This is a genomic window from Caballeronia sp. ATUFL_M2_KS44, assembly GCF_023630965.1.
Classification (GTDB): Bacteria; Pseudomonadota; Gammaproteobacteria; order Burkholderiales; family Burkholderiaceae; genus Caballeronia; species Caballeronia concitans.
This window is the reverse complement of record NZ_JALQEA010000057.1, coordinates 291,907-311,257: the sequence shown is the minus strand read 5'-3', so window position 1 is coordinate 311,257 and position 19,351 is coordinate 291,907. Positions and strand designations below refer to the sequence as shown.

The window sequence follows — 19,351 nt, the reverse complement described above, 5'->3', positions numbered from 1 at the left end:
CATGCCGACGAATTCCCCTCACGACGACGACAGCGACGACGCTGCACTTCACTCCGAAACGCCGCGCCGCCGCTTCCTTCAGCGCACCGGAACCGGCGTCGCGGCTGCGCTGATCGCGGGCGGCGTCGGCACGGCGCGCGTGGCGCAGGCCGCGCAAGGCACGCCCGGCGATGCCAACGCCGTCAAGCTTTCGCCCATCGCCGATACCGAGACCGAGCAGCAGGAAGAGACGCCCGATCCGCGCGCGCGCACCGACGAGCGCGTGGGCTTCGCGGTCGTCGGCATCGGACGGCTCACGATGAATCAGATCTTGCCGGCGCTCGCATCGTCGAAATATGCGAAGCTCGCCGCGCTCGTGAGCGGCGACGCCGACAAGGCGCACAAGGTCGCGCGGCAATACGGTCTTTCAGAGGACGCGGTCTACGGCTACGACAGCTTCGAGCGTCTCGCCGGCAATCGCGACGTGCAGGTCGTGTATATCGTGCTGCCGAACAGCATGCACCGCGAATACACGGAGCGCGCCGCGAAGATCGGCAAGCACGTGCTCTGCGAGAAGCCGATGGCGACGAGCGTCGCCGACTGCCAGCGCATGATCGACGCGTGCCGTAACGCGAACCGCCTGCTGATGATCGCGTACCGCAGCCAGTACGAGCCGATGGACCGTCTCGTCGCGAAGTGGATCAAGGAGAAGCAACTCGGGCCGGTGACGGAGTTCATCGCCGGAAATTCGCAGAATGCGGGCGATCCCGGCCAGTGGCGTCTGAAGCGCGCGCTCGCGGGCGGCGGGCCGCTGCCGGACGTCGGTGTCTATTGCATCAACGCCGCGCGTTTTCTGCTCGACGAGGAGCCGACGGAGATCATCGGCACCGTCATGCAGCCGGCGTCGGATCCGCGCTTTCGCGAAGTGGAGCAGAGCGTGCATTTCATCCTGCGCTTTCCGAGCGGCGCGACGGCCACGTGCGCGTCGAGCTACGGGAACCACGAATCGCGCTTTTTCCGCGTGCAGGGTGCGAAGGCGTGGGCGGAGATGAATCCCGCGTTCGGATACAACGGGCTGCGGCTGCGCAAGGGCATGCTCGTGGAGGAGAAGAACGCCGCGACGGAGATCACCATCGATCCGGTCGATCAGTTCGCGCGCGAGATCGATCACATGGCGCTGTGCGTCGTGCGCAACCGGACGCCGCATACGCCCGGCGAGGAAGGCCTGCAGGATCAGCGGATCATCGAGGCGATCTACGAATCGGCGCGCACGGGACGCGTCGTGAAGCTCTCGCCGCCGCCCGGACCGACGCGCGGGCCGATGCCGGACGAAGAGAAGTTCTAGAACGGCGGGGCGGTCAGCGCATCGCTTGCCATTCGGCGGCGCGTTGGCCGCCCATCACCAGACATTGCGATCTGAACGCGTCGCCCTGACTGCCCGCGGCGGCCTCGCTGAACCCTTTACCGAGCGCGTCGAGCCGGACATGCTCGGCGCCGCGCACGCACGACGGAGCGTCGACGTCGCGCGCCTGTGCGTGCAGCATGGCGCGATCGGCCACGAGATAAGCGACGATCGCGAAGACGGCGGCGTTGAACAGCTTTCTCATTCTTGTCTCCCTGCTTGTCTCTTTCCACTAGGCTAAGTGGCGGGGCGCTCCGGGCAAATCAGGGCAAGCACGGAGAGAGCGAACGATCGGTGACCTGTCGATGACACCGGAAACGGTCGATTCGAAATTGTCAACCGCGCCACACGCAATGAACTTGATCGTCGCCAATTCCCCGAAAAGTTTTTCTTTGAGTTATTCTCGTTAACCCTAGAAGTACGCGCCTTTCATTTTGGTTGCGCTCCGGGTTTCGGAACACTCGCGCAACCGTTCCGCTCGTTACCTCATCGTCAACCTCGCGGTTTCAGCATGTCATCCGGCGTTCCCGGCGACGTGCGGGACGCGTTTTGCGCTTCACGAATCGTCAAGCTATGCACCTGCCGTCAGTACTCAGCTTTCTCATCTGGATGCCAGTGGTGTCGGGCATCTTCGTGTTCACGTTCAGCGCGTCGGCCATGCTCGCGCGCGCGGCCGCGCTCTTCGGCGCGGTGCTCGGGCTGCTGCCGGTCGTGCCGCTCCTCGCGCGCTTCGATGCGTCGTCGAATGCGGTTCAGCTCGCCGAGCGTATCGACTGGTTGCCGCAGTTCGGCATTTCTTACCACCTGGGCGTCGACGGCATCTCGCTGTGGTTCTCCGTGCTCACCGCCGTGACGACGCTGATCGTGTTCATCGCGTCGTGGCGCAGCGTGACGAAACAGGTCGCGCAGTATTACGGCGCGTTCCTCGTGTTGTCGGGGTGCATGCAGGGCGTGTTTCTCGCGCTCGACGGCATGCTGTTCTTCGTCTTCTTCGAGGCGACGCTGATTCCGCTGTATCTGCTGATCGGCACGTGGGGTTCGGAGCGCCGTGTCTACGCGGCAATGCGCTTCTTCTTCATTTCGCTCTTCGGCTCGCTCGCGATGCTCGCCGCGCTGATCTATCTGTGGAGCCAGTCGCATACGTTCGACATCGACGCATGGCGCAACATGAAGATCGGCTTCGCGCCGCAACTCGTGGTGTTCGTGTGCCTGGTGGCGGCTTTCTCGGTGAAGGTGCCGATGTGGCCGCTGCATACGTGGCTGCCCGACGTCAATGCGGAAGGTCCGACCGGCGCGGCCGTGCTGCTCGGCATGTTGAAGATCGGCGGATACGGCATGCTGCGCTATGTGCTGCCGATCGTGCCCGATGCATCGCACTTCTTCGCCCCGGCGATGATCGCGCTGGCGCTCGTCGCCGTGATCTACGGCAGCCTCGTCGCACTCGCGCAGACCGACATGCGCAAGCTGCTCGCGTACTCGGCGGTCGCGCACATGGGTCTCGTGACGCTCGGTCTCTTCACGTTCGACCGCATGGGCACCGAAGGCGCGGTCGTGCAGATGCTGTCGTACGGCGTGGTGTCGGGCGCGATGCTGCTGTGTACCGGCGTGCTCGTCGACCGCACGCAGAACGGCTCCATCGATGCCTACGGCGGCGTGGTCAACACCATGCCGAAGTTCGCCACCTACGCGATGCTCTTCTCGATGGCGAACGTCGGCTTGCCGGGCACGTCCGGCTTCGTCGGCGAATTTCTGGTGCTGATGGGCGCGATCCGCTTCAACTTCTGGATCGGCGCGATCGCGGCGCTGTCGCTCATCTTGAGCGCGGCTTACACGCTGTGGATGTACAAGCGCGTGATCTTCGGCGCGATTGCCAACGAGCGCGTCGCGATGCTCAAGGACATCGGCAAACGCGAGTTCGTCGTGCTCGGCACGATGGCGGTGCTCGTGCTCGCGATCGGCGTGCATCCGAAGACCTTCACGGACGCGATCGGGCCGTCGGTCGAGGCCGTGCTGTCGGCGGCGCAATCTTCGTCGCTGCCCTCGGACGACAACGCGCCTTCGTACGATGCGCATCGCGTCGACGCGACGAAGCGTTTGCCGGGGTAAGTTTCGCTTGCAAATGACAAAGCCTCGCGGTGTGCTCATGCATCCGCGAGGTTTTTTTTCGCCTTACGCAAGCGCGAATGTCGATGCGCTCCAGCGTGAACAGCGCGGCTTATCAGTCTCGCAGGGGCGTAACTTCGGCGTGGCCGGCGTATTCGCGGAAATTACCGTTTGCATGCTTGTTGTCGTGCTTTGGATCGGTACTTTTGTTCCGTGCACGACGGCAAGCGTCCCGAGGAGTTGCGCCATTAGCAGCGCTTGAGTGCGAAAGAGAGCGTCAACCGTCTTTCGTCCGATGAATGCGCGCTCACGCACTTAAGCGTGACGAACGGTGCGGTACGGTAACGCCATTAAAACCGACCGTTCAGTTGCGCCATGAGCCTCGTCAAAGTCACCGCACAAGAATTGAAGATCGGCACGCCGCTCCCTTTCGCTGTCTATTCGGCCAACGGAAAACTGCTCCTTACACAAGGCTATTGCGTTCGTTCGGAGAGCCAGCGCGACAAGATACTCGCGGCAGGCGGTTTCCGCGACGAGGCCGCGCCTGCGACTGCGATTCGGCCTCATGCGGACGCGCCTGCACCCGGCGAAGTGCTCATCTCCACCGCGAAGCACGAAGCACCGGCAAGCGAAAACGTCATGCCCGCGAGCACGGGCGTGTTGCCGAAGTTCATCGATGCGATGCAACTCTCTCTCGTCGGCCGCAAGCACGGTCCCTTGCAAACCGATTACGTCGGCTCCATTGCGGGCCAGGCGCTGCTTCTCACCGCATCGCACGGACACGAGTTACTGGAGCCGGGCGTGGAAGTCGATTGCAAGGCGCTGCGCGGGCGCAAGGTGCATATGTTCCGCAGCAAGGTCATCGGGCGAAGCGAGACGCCGGTGCAACTCGTGTATATCGCGCAACCGGAAATCGTGCAGACGCATATCGTGCGCAGGCATGTACGCGTTTCGACGGAACTCGTGGGCCGGCTCATTCGCAACGACTGCATCGCCGCGGGCTTCGATGTGACTGTCGTGAACGTGAGTCTCGGCGGCGTTGCGCTGAGTACGCCGGACGCCATCGTCAACGTCGGCGAGCACTTCAAGCTCGCGCTACGGCTGCGCGCGGACGGCAAGATGCATGCGGTGGTGATGAACTGCATTGCGCGCAGTCTCAGACATGTCGATGGCGCGGTTCAGGTGGGTGTCGAATTCAGCAACCGAAGCGCCGATGTGACCGCCTTGCTAAGAGCGCATCTCTTCGAAATGGCGACGGGTAGCGGCGGCGATTGAGCGAAGCCATGCGCCGCGCATTTGAGTAACTGGAGTTGTGTTTTGACTCGCTTCGAGCGAAAAGCCTGCTTGCGCGCTGCATTCGTCTCCTGCTTCGATAATCGCACACCATTCAATGGCGAATAATATTTCGCTGTTTTTTATTGCCTTCCACGCTTGCTCAATTCAACGCACAAGCCGGAGCCGCTTATGACCGCGCCGGTACCAAGTCCGGCTGCGGCATCGCGGTGCGATCGTGTGCGCTGCCTGCCGCGGCCATCGGCGATCGCGAGACCACGACCGTACCCCATCCAACCGACGCGGATATCGACGCCGCCATCATGTGCCATCGCGTTGCCAAGGGCGCATCTCTTCGAAATGGCGACGGCCACATGCCGAACAGCCGGATGTCCCATATCGCGGCTTTGCATGACCGGCGCTCGCAATTCATCGACTCCGAAATGCCGGACGACGCGCCCGCACCGATCGCATCGAAAATCCAATAGAAGGTATTTTTCCGTGTCACGCAAAAACGCAACTCATTGCTTTTTTATTGCCTTGCGGCTTTCTATTCCGTAAAAGCAACTTTCCCAATTAATTGCCGCCGCATTATCAGTGTTCGGACATTAATCGCTGCGCTGAATTTCATGACGGCTTATTCGGATTTGATCTGAATCAATTTCCGCCGAGAATCACATGTTTAACTAGGCCTGTATGAACCGTGTTCATACCGTTAGCGCTTCAAATGGAAGTGCCGATGAGGCGATTTAATTAGTCGTTAAACTGTGGAGCATTAAAATGCCTGACAATCAAGTTCAACGGGTTATCGTTATGCCGCGGACGTGGATAAAATATTACGACGATGTCAATTACTCGGGGCGGACTCAAACGATCGCCCACCACGGCGACATGGTTCAGCTTTCGAATCCCGATGGATCCTGGATTCAGTATTCCCGCACTAACGGTCCACTGACGATCACTTTCAGCGATCTGGATACGACCAATCCGCAACAGGTCTATACCAACCGCATCGAGGAAGCGAGTGAAAACGAGTTGTCCTCGTTTGACGCGACGTTCCGTTTTGCAGCTCATCCGCTGAGGGCCCTTACCGTTGTCGCTCAACTCGTTGCCCGCGTCAAAATCTCACTGGACAGCTTGGTCACTTCGTCGCAAGGCACTGTCACTGTCCCCGATGCCCTTGCGGCGACATCGACCGTCCCGCAGAGCACGACGCAATTCACCAGTGTCACTGCCGCCGCTCTGCCGGAAGGGACGCTGGGATTCGTGGACGTGACGCAGCCGGTTTCCACGGACATCACTATCCGTTATGGCACCTTCGATCAAACGAACAATACGATCAACTGGACTGGCACCGGGACGATTTCCCTGTACTTCGAGAATGGCGAGGTGTTCTACAACGGTGTGTCCGGGCTCCCGGTTGGATGGGTCTTATCCAGGCCCGTGCAGACGCCGGATGGCGAATGGAAAATCGATATTCGCCAGGCTCGCCCGGGTATCACGATGCTTCAGTATCCCGAGACGTACTATTACGGCATTTCACAGTACGCGCCAATTGACGGTCTGAACGAATATATCCAGTACAACGAAGGCTTCTGGGCTTTAAATCCATGAGAGTCTCCAACCTCAGAACCGGAATACTTTTTTCTCAGGTCGATCAACTCGCGCGTTTCCGGCCCGCAGATTTTCGGCAAGTTATTTTTACCGAGCCGGAACAGCCAGATTTGCCGTCACTGTACGGCGAATCGAACTATCTTGCATACGCTATCGTGGCAGCAGGCGCTGGGTTTATCGTCTGGCTGAATTGCGAAATTAGCGACCCCGCGTATACGGACTTTTTCCCGAACAAAAGAGAGGAAAGATACACTTACGTAGCCAATCACAGTACTGGCTTGCTGTATGGAAACCGCGATGGCCAGGGGTCAGGTATCGAGGTGTGTACGATCGATTATGGAACCACGGACACTGACGGCTATTTCGTCGGTGCGGGAACGGGTTCGCTCACCTCGGAGCTGGTGGACGGCCAACTCGTTCTAACCGATGTCCTGGGTTTTCCCGCTAACTGGACGCTCACCACGCCCGTTAAACAAGCGGATGGCAACTGGTCCATTACATTGACCGACGCCGTTGCGTGAGTCATCTAGTCGAGCGCAGCGCCCTTTCTGCCTTCACGGAACCCCGAAAGGCAGGAAGGGCGCGTTTTTTTCCATCCGTGCTCACGGCGTCCGGATCAGGCGCTATCAAGAGCCAATACAGTAGCGGCACGATTTCATTCGGCCGGCAACTCCATATCGGCGGAAATTCAACGGTTAATGCAGAATGCCGAAATTCCCGTCGATGACGTGTCGCCCGCTAGGCGGCATGCCTCGACTCCAGCGCTGAATTCAACGCACAAGCCGGAGCCGCTCATGACCACGCTTTCCATCAATGGCCAGTCGCATACCGTCGATGCCCCGCCCGATATGCCGCTGCTCTGGGTGCTGCGCGATATCGTCGGGCTGACCGGCACCAAGTTCGGCTGCGGCATCGCGCAATGCGGCGCATGCACCGTGCATCTCGATGGCGTCGCCGTGCGATCGTGCGTGCTGCCCGTCGCGGCCATCGGCGATCGCAAGATCACGACCATCGAAGCCGTCGGCGCCACGCCCGCGGGCAAGAAAGTGCAGGACGCATGGAATCAGATCGATGTCGTGCAATGCGGCTACTGCCAGTCGGGACAAGTCATGTCGGCGGCCGCGTTGATCGCGACCGTCCCCCAGCCAACCGATGCGGACATCGACGCCGCCATGGCCGGCAACATCTGCCGCTGCGGCACGTATAACCGCATTCGCGCGGCCATCAAGCAAGCGGCGAAGGAGGCTTGAGATGTCGCGAGGACTACTCGAAGCGGGACGTCACGCAGCGAGCGCGGGCTTCTCGCGCCGCTCATTCCTCAAGCTCGGACTGACGGCGGGCGTCACGGCAAGCGGCGGATTCTTGCTCGGTTTCAGCATGCCGGTCGCGAGCCAGGATCAGGCCAAAGGCAAGTCGATCATTGGCGGCGATGGTATCGAGTCGCCGCAAGAGGGCGTCTTCGCGCCGAATGCATTCGTGCAGATCGACACGAGCGGCAAGGTCGTGCTGATCATGCCCAAGGTGGAAATGGGCCAGGGCGTCTATACCGCGTTGCCGATGCTCATTGCCGAAGAACTCGAAGTGCCGCTCGACAGCGTGACGATCGACCACGCGCCGCCCAACGAAAAGCTCTTCATGGACCCGCTCCTTGGCGGTCAACTGACGGGCGGCTCCACGTCCATTCGCTATGCATGGGAGCCGATGCGCAAGGCGGGCGCCGCTGCGCGCATGATGCTCATCGCGGCAGCCGCGCAGCAATGGCAATGCAATGCGTCGGAGTGTCGTGCGGAGAACGGGAAGGTCTTGCATGCTGCGGGCGATCGCACCGCGAGTTATGGCGAGCTTGCGCAGGCCGCCGCGAAAATGCCGGTGCCGCAAGACATCAAGCTCAAGGACGCGAAGGACTTTCGCATCGTAGGGAAACCTGTCAGGCGTCTGGACTCGCCCGAGAAAGTGGATGGCACGGCCGTCTTCGGCCTCGATGTGCGCTTGCCCGGAATGGTCTATGCGGCCATCGTGAATTGCCCGGTGTTCGGCGGCACACTCGCATCCGTCGATGATACGCATACCAAAACAATTCCAGGCGTGCGTCAGGTCGTCAAGTTCGATAACGGCGTGGCGGTCATCGGCGATCACACATGGGCCGCGAAGCGCGGCGCGGCGGCGCTCGCCATTCAGTGGAACGAGGGCGCGGGCGCGAACGTATCGACCCGGCTGATCGTCGATGCAATGGCGAAGGCGTCGGAAAAGCAGGGCGCGGTGGCACGCAATGACGGCGATGTCGGCAAGGGCTTCGCCAATGGTAAAACGCGCATCGATGCCGTGTATGAGCAGCCCTTCCTTGCGCACGCGACGATGGAACCGATCAATTGCACGGTCCATGTGCGCCCGGACGGTTGCGACATATGGCTGGGCACGCAAGTGCCGACGCGTATTCAGGGCGTCGGCGCGCAGGCAACGGGACTGCCGCCGGAGAAGATCGTCGTGCATAACCATCTGCTGGGCGGCGGCTTCGGCAGACGGCTCGAAGTCGACATGGCGACGCAAGCGATCAAGATCGGCAAGCAACTCGGCGTGCCGGTGAAAGTAACGTGGTCGCGCGAAGAAGACATTCAGCACGACATGTATCGCCCGTATTACTACGACAAGCTCTCGGCAGCGCTCGATGCGAACGGCAAGCCGATTGCGTGGACGCATCGCATCGTGGGGTCGTCTATTCTCTCGCGATTCGCGCCGCCTGCCGTGAAGAACGGCATCGATCCGGATGCGGTCGAAGTCGCGTCGGACCTGCCTTATGACTTGCCGAATCAGGTTATCGATTACGTGCGCCATGAACCGCTCAACGTGCCGACTGCATTCTGGCGCGGCGTGGGCCCGACGCGCGGGACGTTCGTCGTAGAGAGTTTCATGGATGAACTCGCCGTGCAAGCCAAGATCGATCCGGTTCAATACCGGCGCGATCTGTTAGGCAAGACGCCGCGTGCGCGCAACGTACTCGATGTCGCGACGCAAGCGGCCGCGTGGGGCAAGCAGTCGGTGCCTCAAGGGCAGGGGCAAGGGCGCGGCGTATCGGTCATGCACGCGTTCGGCAGTTACTTTTCGATGGTCGCGGATGTCACGGTCGACAAGGAAGGCGGCGTCAGAGTGAACAGGGTAGTGTGCGCGGTGGATTGCGGCATGGTGGTGAATCCCAGCACGATCGAAGCGCAAGTGCAGGGCGGCATCATCTTCGGTATCACGGCGGCGCTTTACGGCGAGATCACGATCAAGAACGGCCGCGTCGAGCAGAGTAACTTCACCGATTACCGCATGCTGCGTATCGACGAAACGCCGCCTATCGAAGTGCATATCGTGAAGAGCACGGAAGCGCCGGGCGGCATCGGCGAGCCGGGTACTGCGGCGCTTGCGCCTGCGATCACCAATGCGATCCATGCGGCAACGGGCAAGCGGCTAAGGCAATTACCCGTCGGCAATCAATTGCGCAGCGCCTGAGGAGCCCACTCATGAAAAGCATGTTCAAGCCTCTTGGTGCAGCGGCTTTTGCGGCCAGCATTGCGTTCGCGGCATTTCCACTGGCGGCGCGCGCGGATGCCGCGAGCGATGCGCTCATCTCGCGCGGCGCTTATCTCGCCAAAGCGGGCGATTGCATTGCCTGCCACACTGCGCCACGCGGCAAGCCCATGGCCGGCGGCTTGCCGATGACGACTCCACTCGGCGCGATCTATACGACGAACATCACGCCGGACCCGGATACGGGCATCGGCCGTTATACCGAAGAGGATTTCGTGCGCGCGTTGCGTGAAGGCGTGGCGAAGGACGGCCACAATCTTTATCCGGCGATGCCTTATCCGTCGTTTGCAAAGATCAACGACGACGACATGCACGCGCTTTACGCTTACTTCATGCATGGCGTCACGCCTGTGAAGCAAGCGAATCGCGAACCGGGCATGAAATGGCCGCTCAACATGCGCTGGCCGCTCAAGATATGGAACGCGGTCTTCCTCGATAAAGGCGTTTATAAGGAAAAGGCCGGCAAGGATGTCGCCTGGAATCGCGGCGCTTATCTCACGCAAGGGCTCGGACATTGCGGCGCATGTCATACGCCGCGTGGCATCGCATTTCAGGAGAAAGCGTTCGACGAAAGCGGCAGTGCGTTCCTGACCGGCGGCGTGCTGGACAACTGGTTCGGTTCCAATCTGACCGGCGATCACAACACGGGACTCGGACGCTGGTCCGAACAGGAAGTCGCCACCTTCCTGAAGACCGGTGCGAATGCTCATGCGACGGCGTTCGGTTCGATGACGAGCGTCATCAACAACAGCACGCAGGCGCTGAACGACAACGATATCGCCGCGATGGCGCGTTATTTGAAGTCTCTCCCGGCGGCGGGCGGCAATGGCAATGCGCCTTATTCGTATGATCCGAAAGCGACCAAAGTAGCTTTGACGCGACCCGCCGCGACGGATTCGGGCGCACGCGTGTATGCGGCTTTCTGCATGCACTGCCATGGCATCGATGGCCGTGGCTTCGCGCCGATGCTCGCGCCGCTCGCGGGCAATCCGAATGTGCTGGAGAAGGACGCGTCGTCGCTTATCAACGTGACGCTGAACGGCACCGAAGATCTCGTGATTCAGGGCGTGCCCGCGCCTTATCCGATGCCGCGTTATGCGCCCGTGCTGAATGATCAGCAGATAGCCGACGTGGTGACGTTCATTCGCGGTTCATGGAACAACGGCATGCCCGCGGTGAAGGTCGAGGACGTGGCGAAGATGCGCAAGGCCACAGAAGCGGCGCGCTAGGAAGCAAAGTCGATGACGTCCAGATGAATTGAATTCGACGGATGCGCCAGAAACTTCCGGTGGACGCGGGCGCTGATGCGCTCGTAGCCATCGCTTAACGCTTTAAGGAGGCGCTCGTCGCTTGCGCCGACGGGCGCCCAGAAGCATTGCTCCAGCGCTTTGCGCGTGATGTTGCATTGAATTTCCCTTTCGCGGGAAAAAGCGACGAAGCTGACCGAAGCGCGGTCCGCCGATATGGTCGCATTGATGGAGAGCTTGCTTGTCATGATTCGACAGAGGGTTTTCCGGTTTGCCGGTTTTATTTTGTCAGAAATCAGCTACTGTGCGCACTAGACTTGCAGTCTCCAACGTGTGCAAGCGGGCACTCGTTTAGCGATAAATATTTCCTTTTTTATCGAACGATCGTTCGTGTATCGCCTTGCGTCGGCTTTTTGCAAATCACTGACGGCATGGCTTCGACAAAACCCGGTCAAGAAAAACGAAACGAGACTTTCTCAGGTGTACTACTCTAAGAACGGTCAATTGAAGAAGCGGGGCGCATAGGTCGGTTCATTTCCGCTCCGCGAGTTCCCAACAATTACGCAATGCGCAAGCGGCGCGCATTGCGATCGGCAGGAGGGAGCATGAAGCATCCATCGCTGATGGACCCGTGGAGCCGTACCCTCGCCATGCTCGACGACCGTCCGAGCCGCGGCTCATATTCCAGCGACAAGCCCGCGCCGTTCACGCGTACATTCGACGGCGGCGTGCACGCCAGTGCGGACGAAGCGCACGCGCGCTGCGTCAATATCCGGCTTTTGGAGCGCCTGAGCGAATCGACGCTCGCTTTATCGTGGCACGATCCGACATCGTTCAATTACTCGGAGCAAGTGTGGGCACTATGCACCGCACGCAAACGCGGCGTATGCGCGCTCAGCGGGCAGACTATCCGGCGCGGGCAACCGGTGTATCGCCCAAGACGCGTGGGCAGTTCGGTGCCGCTCAATAGCGGCGCGATGATTCTCGCACTCGCGCTTGCGCCCGGCGAGCAGGACGCCGAGGCGCGAATAGAGTGAGTTGCTCGGCCAATCGCGCGCTATTTAAAAGCGCTTAAAGCAAAGGGCTGCGCGTGCGTGAATAACCGCTGGCGCGATCATAGGCCAGTCCCATCTGCAGGACTGCCAGATCCATTTGCGCCGGACCTATGATCTGCACACCGGCCGGCAATCCATTCGCACCGAAGCCGGCCGGCGCGCATAGCGCGGGCAATGAAGCCATCGTCGCTGCGATGACGGCTTCCATCCAGCGATGATACGTATCCATTGCACGATCGCCGATTGCGTGCGGCCAATCGAGCGTTGCGTCGAATGGAAAGACTTGCGTCGCGGGCATCACGAGAAAGTCGAAGCGTCCAAAGAGTGCGTTCAATGCCTGATACCACGACGAGCGGTCCCGTGCCGCGCGCGACACGTCCTCACCCGATAACCGCAAGCCACGCTCTATTTCCCAAACCGCCTCGGGCTTGAGCTTCGCGCGTTTGGCGTCGTCGCGATAGAGCGGCGCGTTATTCCCCGCGAACGAAAAGCTGCGCAGATCGAGCCACGCTTGCCACAAGCGGTCGAGATCGAAATTCACTTCGGCCGGTTCGGCCACGCAACCCGCCGCTTCGAAGTGTCTCAACGCGGATGAGCATGTGTCGAGCAGTCCGGATTCCATCGCCAGATGTCCGCCCAAATCGCCGAGCCATCCGATTCTCGTCCCGCGCATATCGCGTTCGAGCGCGTGGGCGAAGTCGGCGGGACTATCGCTTCGGCGCGAAAGCGGCGCGCGTGCATCGAAGCCCGCCTGAGTCGAAAGCAGCAGGCCGAGGTCTTCGATCGTGCGCGCGATCGGACCGACGACGCTGAACTGCTGAAAGAACACATCGTCGCTCGGCGCATACGGCACGCATCCCGGCGACGTGCGAAAGCCGAAGACGTTGTTGAATGCAGCGGGCGTGCGCAGCGAACCCATCATGTCCGATCCGTCCGCGAACGGCAGCATGCGCAGCGCGACGGCAACCGCCGCGCCTCCGCTGCTTCCGCCCGCGGAGCGCGACGGGTCGAACGCATTGCGCGTCGTGCCATAGACCGGGTTATAGGTGTGGCCGCCCAGTCCGAATTCCGGCGAGTTCGTGCGTCCGATGAAAACCGCTCCCGCGCGACGCATCCGCTCGAAGACAATGGCGTCCGTCTGCGTGATTTCGCCTGCGAAGATGGGCGATCCTTTGGTCGTCACCATGCCTGCAACGGGCAAGATGTCTTTGGGCGCTTGCGGAAATCCGTGCAGCGGTCCAGAACGCTCTCCACGCGCGAGCTGCTCGTCGCGTTGACGCGCGATGGCCACGAGCGCATCGCGGTCTTGCATCGCGACGATCGCATTGACTTGCGGATTGAAGCGATCCACTTGTGCGAGATACGCGTGCATCACTTCCACGCACGATACGTCGCGCGCCTGAATGGCTTTGGACAGTGCGACTGCGTTCAGCGAAACGATATCGTTCATCAGTTAAAGGAGTGAGTTTGGGCGTACGTTTATGTTAGCGCGTCGCAAAGACTTTCTTCTCTGAGCGACGCACGCGTGCCGACAAGCATCGCGCGCTTGCCGCCGAAGCCGCGCACCTTGCGATATTCGAAGCCGTTTTGAAGGAGCGCGCGCTTGACATCGCCTGAACTCGTGTACGTTGCGAACGTCGCATCCGGTGCGCTGAGGCGAGCAAGCAGCGCGAAGTTCGCCGACGCCCACATTTCAGGATTCTTTGCGGGAGCGAATCCGTCCAGATAGATCGCATCGGCGTTCACGTTCAAAGCCGAGGCTTGACGCAATGCATCGTCGATATCGGCGAGAACGAGCGTCAATGTGACAGCGCCCGAATCGAACATGAGACGATGCATGCCCGGCGCAAGCGCGGGCCACGCGGCGACGAGTTCGTCGGCGAGCGGCATGATCGAGGCGTCGTCGATGATGGCTGCGTGCGCACGCTCCAAATCGTCTGCGTTAAACGGATACTTTTCGACCGACAGAAATTCGAGTGTCTCGCTCCGATTCGTGTCGTCGCGCCATGCAAGCCATGTCGCCAGAAAATTGATGCCCAGGCCAAAGCCGGTCTCGATGATCGAGAAACGCGTTTTGCCGCGCCATCGTTCAGGCAGGCCATTGCATTGCAGGAACACATGGCGCGCCTGCGCAAGCGCGCCCGCCGCGCTGTGATAGATGTCGTCATGACGCGGCGAATACAGCGTTCCGTCATCACGAAACGCCAGCGTGGCGGGACTGATTGGCTCGTTCACATTTCCGATGATTGCGACGACGATTGATCGAGCGTGATACCCAACTCACTCGCCATGCGTTCGACCATGGCGCGCAATTGAGCGACTTCATGCACGAGGCGCTTCTGCTCGGCCTTCAATGCTTCGAATTCGGAAGGCGCAAACGTTTCGCTGGCGGCGGCTTCGCGAACGGGCGCATCGGCAAAACTCACTGCGCCGCACAAGAGATGCATCCAGCGGCTCTCGCGTTCGCCCGGCGTGCGCGGCAACTTGACCACGCGCGGCGGATCGTTGTTGGCTAATTCGTCGAGAAAGCTCTCCACCGACGATATATCCGCGAAGCCATGCAGTCGCGCGCTGTTGGCGCGTAGTTCTGCGGCGGTTTGCGGGCCGCGCAGAAAGAGCGTCGCGAGCAGCGCCACCGATTGACTCGGCACGCCGAGCACGCGGTTGATGTTGTGCTCGAAACGCGGCACGCGGCTGCTGCTTCCCTCCAGCACGAGCGAAAGACGCTTGAGGCTGTCGATCGTCGTCAGCACTTCATCTTCGCTGACGTTCATGACCGGCGAGCGCGCCGTCTTCTGATTGCAGCCTGCGATAAGCGAATTCAGCGATAGCGGATACGTATCCGGCACGGTCTGCTGCTTCTCGACGAGCACGCCCAGCACGCGCGCTTCGAGCGCAGTGAGTTCGCGCAAGGCGGGACGGGGTGCGGCTTCGGTAGGTGTATTCATCGACGTTCGAAGTAATGCGGTCAGACGCCTATCATACCGGCGCGCCGACGCTTACTATCAAATGACGCACCGTCGTGCGGCATGTTGCTGTGCAGCCATCGAAATTGCCGCGCTTTTTTGGTGCAAAAACACTATGAATTGAATCATTCCAGTTCGAATCCTCGCGAATAAAGACGTTGTTCGCTTGGCATTGATGTTGCTGTGGTTGGTTCGGCACTGGGCTGCCCACGCAAGCGATGCACGCCGAGAGAAGGCATCGCGCTTAGAGGTCGCCTAAAGAAACAGGCAATGCCGGCTCGCGCGCAAACGAGTCGGGCATGCCGCGTCGCTAGGCGCTTCGAATCATTGCGAGTGCAACCAGAATGATTAAACGACAGGGGATCGCGGTCCCGGCCCGCACTTGATATGGAAGTCTCTCCATGACGCAAGCATTCTTCAACGAGATGTTCGAGCGCAATGACCTGGAAGCGCGTGGAGTGCCAGCGTCGGCGTTTCGGGGCGTGGGCGATCCACGCTCGCATTACCGGGAATTCATGGAATGGCTCAGCGCGCAGAGCGAGCAGCAGATCGACTTGAAGCGCGCGGAGGCGGATCTCAACTTTCGGCGCGTCGGCATTACCTTCGCCGTCTATGGAACGAGCGATGTCCCCGGCATCATTCCCGAACGCACGATTCCGTTCGATGTCATTCCGCGCATCTTTCCCGCAGACGAATGGCGCGCGCTGGAACGCGGTCTCAGGCAGCGCGTGAATGCACTCAACCGCTTTATTCACGACATCTATCACGATCAGGACATCATTCGCGCGGGCATCATTCCTGAGGCGCAGATCGTCGGCAATGCGCAGTATCGGCCGCAGATGCGCGGTGTCGATGTGACGCGAAATATCTATGCGCATATCGCGGGCATCGATATCGTGCGTGCGGGGCAGGGTGAGTTCTATGTGCTCGAAGACAATCTGCGCGTGCCGTCGGGCGTGTCGTACATGCTTGAAAACCGCAAGATGATGATGCGGCTCTTCCCCGATCTCTTCGCCCGCAATCGTGTGGCGCCTGTCGCGCATTACCCGGATCTGTTGCTCGATACCTTGCGTGCAGCGGCGCCGGCGAGCGCGGAGAATCCGAACGTCGTCGTGATGACGCCGGGCATGTACAACTCCGCGTATTTCGAACACGCGTTCCTTGCGCAGCAAATGGGCGTGGAGTTGGTCGAAGGGCAAGACCTGTTCGTCGATAAGGATCATGTCTATATGCGCACCACGCAAGGGCCGCAGCGCGTGGACGTGATCTATCGCCGCGTCGACGATGACTTTCTCGACCCGCTCGTCTTTCGCGCGGATTCCGCGTTGGGCGTCGCGGGTCTGATCTCGGCGTATCGCGCGGGCAATGTCTCGCTATGCAATGCGGTAGGGACGGGTATCGCGGATGACAAGTCCATTTATCCGTATGTGCCTGACATGGTTCGTTTCTATCTGGGAGAAGAGCCTATTCTCAACAACGTGCCCACATGGATGTGCCGCAAGCCCGACGATCTCAAGTATGTGCTCGCGCACTTGCCGGAACTCGTCGTCAAGGAAACGCATGGCGCGGGCGGCTATGGAATGCTGGTCGGACCTTCGTCGACAGCCGCGCAAATCGCGGAGTTTCGCGCGGTGCTCGAGGCGAATCCCGAGAAATACATCGCACAGCCGACGCTCGCGCTCTCGACTTGTCCGACCTATGTGGAAGCGGGCATCGCGCCCCGGCACATCGACCTACGACCGTTCGTGCTCTCCGGCACGGAAGTGCGCATGGTGCCCGGCGGCTTGACGCGCGTTGCCTTGCGCGAAGGCTCGCTCGTCGTCAATTCGTCGCAAGGAGGCGGCACTAAAGACACGTGGGTGCTGGAACGCTAAAAGACACGAAGACGCCAAAGATTAAAACATCAAGACGCGCTTAGACCATCAAGACTTAAAGCGAGAACAGCCATGCTTAGCCGCACCGCGGATCATCTCTTCTGGATGGCGCGTTATACCGAGCGCGCCGAAAACACCGCGCGCATGCTCGACGCAAACTATCAGCTCTCGCTCTTGCCGCAGTCGGACGAATATGCGGAGCTTGGATGGCGCGCCATGCTGTCGATTTCCGAACTGAGCGGGACTTACTCGGCGGCGCATCACGGCATGAAGAGCCGCGAGGTCATCGACTTCATGTCGCGCGACATGACCAATCCTTCTTCGATTCTCAGTTGCCTGCGCGCCGCGCGCGAGAACGCGCGTGCGGTTCGCAGTTCGACCAATAGCGAGCTTTGGGAAACGCTGAATACGACATGGCTCGATGGCCAGCGCCTGCTGGCGGACGGCATTCTCGATCGCGAGCCGTACACGTTCTTCGAATGGGTCAAGTTCCGCTCGCATCTGTCGCGCGGCGTGCAGCTCGGCACGCTCGTGAAGGACGATGCGTTTTACTTCATGCGGCTCGGCACGTTCATCGAACGCGCGGACAATACCGCGCGCATTCTCGACGTCAAGTTCGAAATGATGGAGCAGCGTGCCGACACGTCCGCGCAGCCCTTCGATTATCACCACTGGACGGCGGTGCTCGGTTCGGTTTCAGGCTTCGAGGTGTATCGCAGGGTGTATCGCGATGTCATCACGCCCGAGCGCGTGGCAGGGCTGCTCATTCTTTATCGCCACTGGCCGCGCTCCATGACGGCGGCCATTGCGGAAGCGGAACAGCTCATCGGTCAAGTGACCAACGGACATCATTCGGAAGCGGCGCGCCTCGCCGCGCAATTGAGCACCGAGCTTAAAAACGGTGATATCGGCGCGATTTTGCAAGGCGGCTTGCACGCGTATCTCGTGAATTTCCTTGCGCGCGTGAACGAACTCGCAAGCCAGATCAGCCGTGAGTTTCTGCTGCCGATCGCGCCGGAGGAGCCTGAGATCACGCAAGCTCCAGCTCAGACGCAATCGCAAACACAGTCGCAAACGCAAGGCTCGTCGAGTTGAACGTGCGCCTAGCGCCTGGCCGCCGCCGCCACGACACGATGCACGAAACGCAGCTTGTCGATGACCGGCGGCGCGAGTGCGAACGGATATCCGTCCGGCATGCCGAGGCTGCGGTTCAGGCTGTTCAGCACATAAGTAAGCGGAAACCAGCGATTCATCAGGTTATCGAACGTGGTTTCCTCGATAGGCGTCTGATCGGTGAGCGTGGGTTCGTTCGGGGTATCCGGCACGAGCACGAGACCGCAAGACACGGCTGTATCGAGCGTATCCACGATATGCAGGTAATGCGCCCACGTTTCCGCCCAGTCTTCCCACGGATGCATGGTCGCGTATGCGCTGATGTAATTGTCGGCCCAGTTCAGCGGCGGGCCTTCCTTGTAATGGCGATCGAGCGCGGCGGAATAGTCTTGCTGCTCGTCGCCGAAAGCGGTGCGAAATGCCTTGATGCGCGGTGTATCCGCAATCAGGCGATCGAAGAAATAGTGCCCTGTTTCATGACGAAAATGACCGAGCAGCGTGCGATACGGCTCGTGCAGCGAAGAGCGGATTTTCTCGCGATGCGCGTCGTCGGCTTCAGCAACGTTCAGCGTGATGAGGCCGTTGTTATGGCCGGTCATCACGCCCTTGCCTTCGGCGTCGGCTTCGAGAAACTGGAATTCGAGTCCGTGTTCCGGGTCTTGCTGACGCGACGTGACATCGAGACCCAGTTCGTCGAGCGTGTAAAGCAGGCGGCGCTTCGCGTTCTCTATGCGATACCAGTAAAGACGGTTCTCCGGCTGCGCCAGATTGGGAATGGTGCTCGTGAGTTGGCAAGAGCAGCAGAGCGTGTCCTCGGAGTCCGCGGGGATGACCCAGTTGCAGACATTCTCGACTGCATAGTTATGGCAAGGACGATAGAACAAATCCTTTGCAAGCGGATGCAGGCTTTTCCAGCGGCCATCGTCGGTTTCTTCAAAGGCACTGATCTGACTCAGCTCGGGCACGTAACCGAGCCGCGCGCCGCATTTTTCGCAATGCGTGTTTTCGAAAAACACGAGTTGATTGCAACGATTGCAATGAAAGGTCTTCATGGTGTGGACCGGAAGGAGGAACGGACCGAGCGTTGGCGGGGTGGGCCAGCGCGACGGTTGCAAGGAGCGTGCCCCGCCTGACTGCCCCAAGCGTTTCCAGAGAA

17 protein-coding genes and 1 pseudogene are annotated in these 19,351 nt (G+C 60.4%); 12 read left to right on the top strand and 6 right to left on the bottom strand.

What is annotated here, in order from left to right:
• The first annotated feature begins 1 nt into the window (after position 1).
• On the top strand, positions 2-1,324 hold the full coding sequence (locus NCR39_RS25095) for a Gfo/Idh/MocA family protein (protein ID WP_250454883.1): 1,323 nt from the start codon (positions 2-4) through the stop codon (positions 1,322-1,324).
• Between the two features lie 13 nt (positions 1,325-1,337).
• Here NCR39_RS25095 and NCR39_RS25090 read toward each other — a convergent pair whose 3' ends face one another.
• The gene (locus tag NCR39_RS25090) at positions 1,338-1,586 is read right to left on the bottom strand and encodes an adhesin (protein WP_250454881.1); all 249 of its coding nucleotides are present in this window, start codon (positions 1,584-1,586) and stop codon (positions 1,338-1,340) included.
• 368 nt (positions 1,587-1,954) lie between these two features.
• Between NCR39_RS25090 and NCR39_RS25085 the strand changes: the two genes are divergently transcribed.
• The 8 genes from NCR39_RS25085 to NCR39_RS25050 all read left to right on the top strand — a co-directional run bounded on the left by NCR39_RS25085 (position 1,955) and on the right by NCR39_RS25050 (position 11,169).
• On the top strand, positions 1,955-3,487 hold the full coding sequence (locus tag NCR39_RS25085; RefSeq protein ID WP_250454880.1) for a complex I subunit 4 family protein: 1,533 nt from the start codon (positions 1,955-1,957) through the stop codon (positions 3,485-3,487).
• Between the two features lie 372 nt (positions 3,488-3,859).
• Entirely contained in the window at positions 3,860-4,759 is a 900-nt protein-coding gene (locus tag NCR39_RS25080) for a flagellar brake protein (RefSeq protein WP_250454878.1), read from the top strand.
• Positions 4,760-4,902: 143 nt separating this feature from the next.
• On the top strand, positions 4,903-5,244 hold the full coding sequence (locus NCR39_RS25075; RefSeq protein WP_250454876.1) for a (2Fe-2S)-binding protein: 342 nt from the start codon (positions 4,903-4,905) through the stop codon (positions 5,242-5,244).
• A gap of 292 nt (positions 5,245-5,536) precedes the next feature.
• Positions 5,537-6,370, top strand: coding sequence for a hypothetical protein (locus NCR39_RS25070; RefSeq protein ID WP_250454874.1), 834 nt, complete (start codon positions 5,537-5,539; stop codon positions 6,368-6,370).
• Positions 6,367-6,891, top strand: coding sequence for a hypothetical protein (locus NCR39_RS25065; RefSeq protein ID WP_250454872.1), 525 nt, complete (start codon positions 6,367-6,369; stop codon positions 6,889-6,891). The genes NCR39_RS25070 and NCR39_RS25065 overlap by 4 nt, the downstream gene beginning before the upstream one ends.
• 273 nt (positions 6,892-7,164) lie before the next feature.
• Complete coding sequence (locus NCR39_RS25060) at positions 7,165-7,620, top strand: (2Fe-2S)-binding protein (protein WP_250454870.1); 456 nt, start codon at positions 7,165-7,167, stop codon at positions 7,618-7,620.
• Between the two features lies 1 nt (position 7,621).
• The gene (locus tag NCR39_RS25055) at positions 7,622-9,862 is read left to right on the top strand and encodes a xanthine dehydrogenase family protein molybdopterin-binding subunit (protein WP_250454868.1); all 2,241 of its coding nucleotides are present in this window, start codon (positions 7,622-7,624) and stop codon (positions 9,860-9,862) included.
• Positions 9,863-9,873: 11 nt separating this feature from the next.
• A complete protein-coding gene (locus tag NCR39_RS25050) occupies positions 9,874-11,169 on the top strand; it encodes a cytochrome c (protein ID WP_250454866.1) in 1,296 nt (431 codons plus the stop codon).
• Here NCR39_RS25050 and NCR39_RS25045 read toward each other — a convergent pair.
• Positions 11,166-11,435: a DUF1488 family protein gene (locus NCR39_RS25045; protein WP_250454864.1), complete on the bottom strand. Its 270-nt coding sequence runs from the start codon at positions 11,433-11,435 to the stop codon at positions 11,166-11,168. The two genes, NCR39_RS25050 and NCR39_RS25045, sit on opposite strands and share 4 nt — an antisense overlap.
• 357 nt (positions 11,436-11,792) lie before the next feature.
• Here NCR39_RS25045 and NCR39_RS25040 point away from each other — a divergent pair, with 357 nt between their 5' ends.
• Complete coding sequence (locus tag NCR39_RS25040; RefSeq protein ID WP_250454862.1) at positions 11,793-12,224, top strand: DUF3331 domain-containing protein; 432 nt, start codon at positions 11,793-11,795, stop codon at positions 12,222-12,224.
• A 34-nt stretch (positions 12,225-12,258) separates the two neighbouring features.
• On the opposite strand, the gene NCR39_RS25035 is transcribed toward NCR39_RS25040, so the two are convergent.
• The 3 genes and pseudogenes from NCR39_RS25035 to NCR39_RS25025 all read right to left on the bottom strand — a co-directional run bounded on the left by NCR39_RS25035 (position 12,259) and on the right by NCR39_RS25025 (position 15,190).
• The gene (locus tag NCR39_RS25035; protein ID WP_250454860.1) at positions 12,259-13,692 is read right to left on the bottom strand and encodes an amidase; all 1,434 of its coding nucleotides are present in this window, start codon (positions 13,690-13,692) and stop codon (positions 12,259-12,261) included.
• A gap of 77 nt (positions 13,693-13,769) precedes the next feature.
• Positions 13,770-14,477: pseudogene (gene mnmC2 / locus NCR39_RS25030) on the bottom strand (tRNA (5-methylaminomethyl-2-thiouridine)(34)-methyltransferase MnmC2); the annotation flags it as partial.
• Positions 14,474-15,190: a YceH family protein gene (locus NCR39_RS25025; RefSeq protein ID WP_250454857.1), complete on the bottom strand. Its 717-nt coding sequence runs from the start codon at positions 15,188-15,190 to the stop codon at positions 14,474-14,476. The pseudogene mnmC2 and the gene NCR39_RS25025, both read right to left, overlap by 4 nt.
• Before the next feature lie 419 nt (positions 15,191-15,609).
• On the opposite strand from NCR39_RS25025, the gene NCR39_RS25020 reads away from it, so the two are divergent.
• The gene (locus NCR39_RS25020) at positions 15,610-17,082 is read left to right on the top strand and encodes a circularly permuted type 2 ATP-grasp protein (RefSeq protein ID WP_250454855.1); all 1,473 of its coding nucleotides are present in this window, start codon (positions 15,610-15,612) and stop codon (positions 17,080-17,082) included.
• A gap of 72 nt (positions 17,083-17,154) precedes the next feature.
• Complete coding sequence (locus tag NCR39_RS25015) at positions 17,155-18,177, top strand: alpha-E domain-containing protein (RefSeq protein WP_250454853.1); 1,023 nt, start codon at positions 17,155-17,157, stop codon at positions 18,175-18,177.
• A gap of 8 nt (positions 18,178-18,185) precedes the next feature.
• Here the strand turns inward: NCR39_RS25015 and NCR39_RS25010 are convergent, their stop codons facing one another.
• Positions 18,186-19,247, bottom strand: coding sequence for a zinc-binding metallopeptidase family protein (locus NCR39_RS25010; protein ID WP_250454851.1), 1,062 nt, complete (start codon positions 19,245-19,247; stop codon positions 18,186-18,188).
• Between the last annotated feature and the right edge of the window lie 104 nt (positions 19,248-19,351).

Bases quoted from the DNA above. Each gene is read 5' to 3' on its own strand.
- NCR39_RS25040 (WP_250454862.1), top strand. From the start codon at position 11,793: ATGAAGCATCCATCGCTGATGGACCCGTGGAGCCGTACCCTCGCCATG.
- NCR39_RS25080 (WP_250454878.1), top strand. From the start codon at position 3,860: ATGAGCCTCGTCAAAGTCACCGCACAAGAATTGAAGATCGGCACGCCG.
- NCR39_RS25095 (WP_250454883.1), top strand. From the start codon at position 2: ATGCCGACGAATTCCCCTCACGACGACGACAGCGACGACGCTGCACTT.
- NCR39_RS25070 (WP_250454874.1), top strand. From the start codon at position 5,537: ATGCCTGACAATCAAGTTCAACGGGTTATCGTTATGCCGCGGACGTGG.
- NCR39_RS25090 (WP_250454881.1), bottom strand. From the start codon at position 1,586: ATGAGAAAGCTGTTCAACGCCGCCGTCTTCGCGATCGTCGCTTATCTC.
- NCR39_RS25085 (WP_250454880.1), top strand. From the start codon at position 1,955: ATGCACCTGCCGTCAGTACTCAGCTTTCTCATCTGGATGCCAGTGGTG.
- NCR39_RS25015 (WP_250454853.1), top strand. From the start codon at position 17,155: ATGCTTAGCCGCACCGCGGATCATCTCTTCTGGATGGCGCGTTATACC.
- NCR39_RS25020 (WP_250454855.1), top strand. From the start codon at position 15,610: ATGACGCAAGCATTCTTCAACGAGATGTTCGAGCGCAATGACCTGGAA.
- NCR39_RS25055 (WP_250454868.1), top strand. From the start codon at position 7,622: ATGTCGCGAGGACTACTCGAAGCGGGACGTCACGCAGCGAGCGCGGGC.
- NCR39_RS25045 (WP_250454864.1), bottom strand. From the start codon at position 11,435: ATGACAAGCAAGCTCTCCATCAATGCGACCATATCGGCGGACCGCGCT.
- NCR39_RS25050 (WP_250454866.1), top strand. From the start codon at position 9,874: ATGAAAAGCATGTTCAAGCCTCTTGGTGCAGCGGCTTTTGCGGCCAGC.
- NCR39_RS25035 (WP_250454860.1), bottom strand. From the start codon at position 13,692: ATGAACGATATCGTTTCGCTGAACGCAGTCGCACTGTCCAAAGCCATT.
- NCR39_RS25060 (WP_250454870.1), top strand. From the start codon at position 7,165: ATGACCACGCTTTCCATCAATGGCCAGTCGCATACCGTCGATGCCCCG.
- NCR39_RS25010 (WP_250454851.1), bottom strand. From the start codon at position 19,247: ATGAAGACCTTTCATTGCAATCGTTGCAATCAACTCGTGTTTTTCGAA.
- NCR39_RS25025 (WP_250454857.1), bottom strand. From the start codon at position 15,190: ATGAATACACCTACCGAAGCCGCACCCCGTCCCGCCTTGCGCGAACTC.
- NCR39_RS25065 (WP_250454872.1), top strand. From the start codon at position 6,367: ATGAGAGTCTCCAACCTCAGAACCGGAATACTTTTTTCTCAGGTCGAT.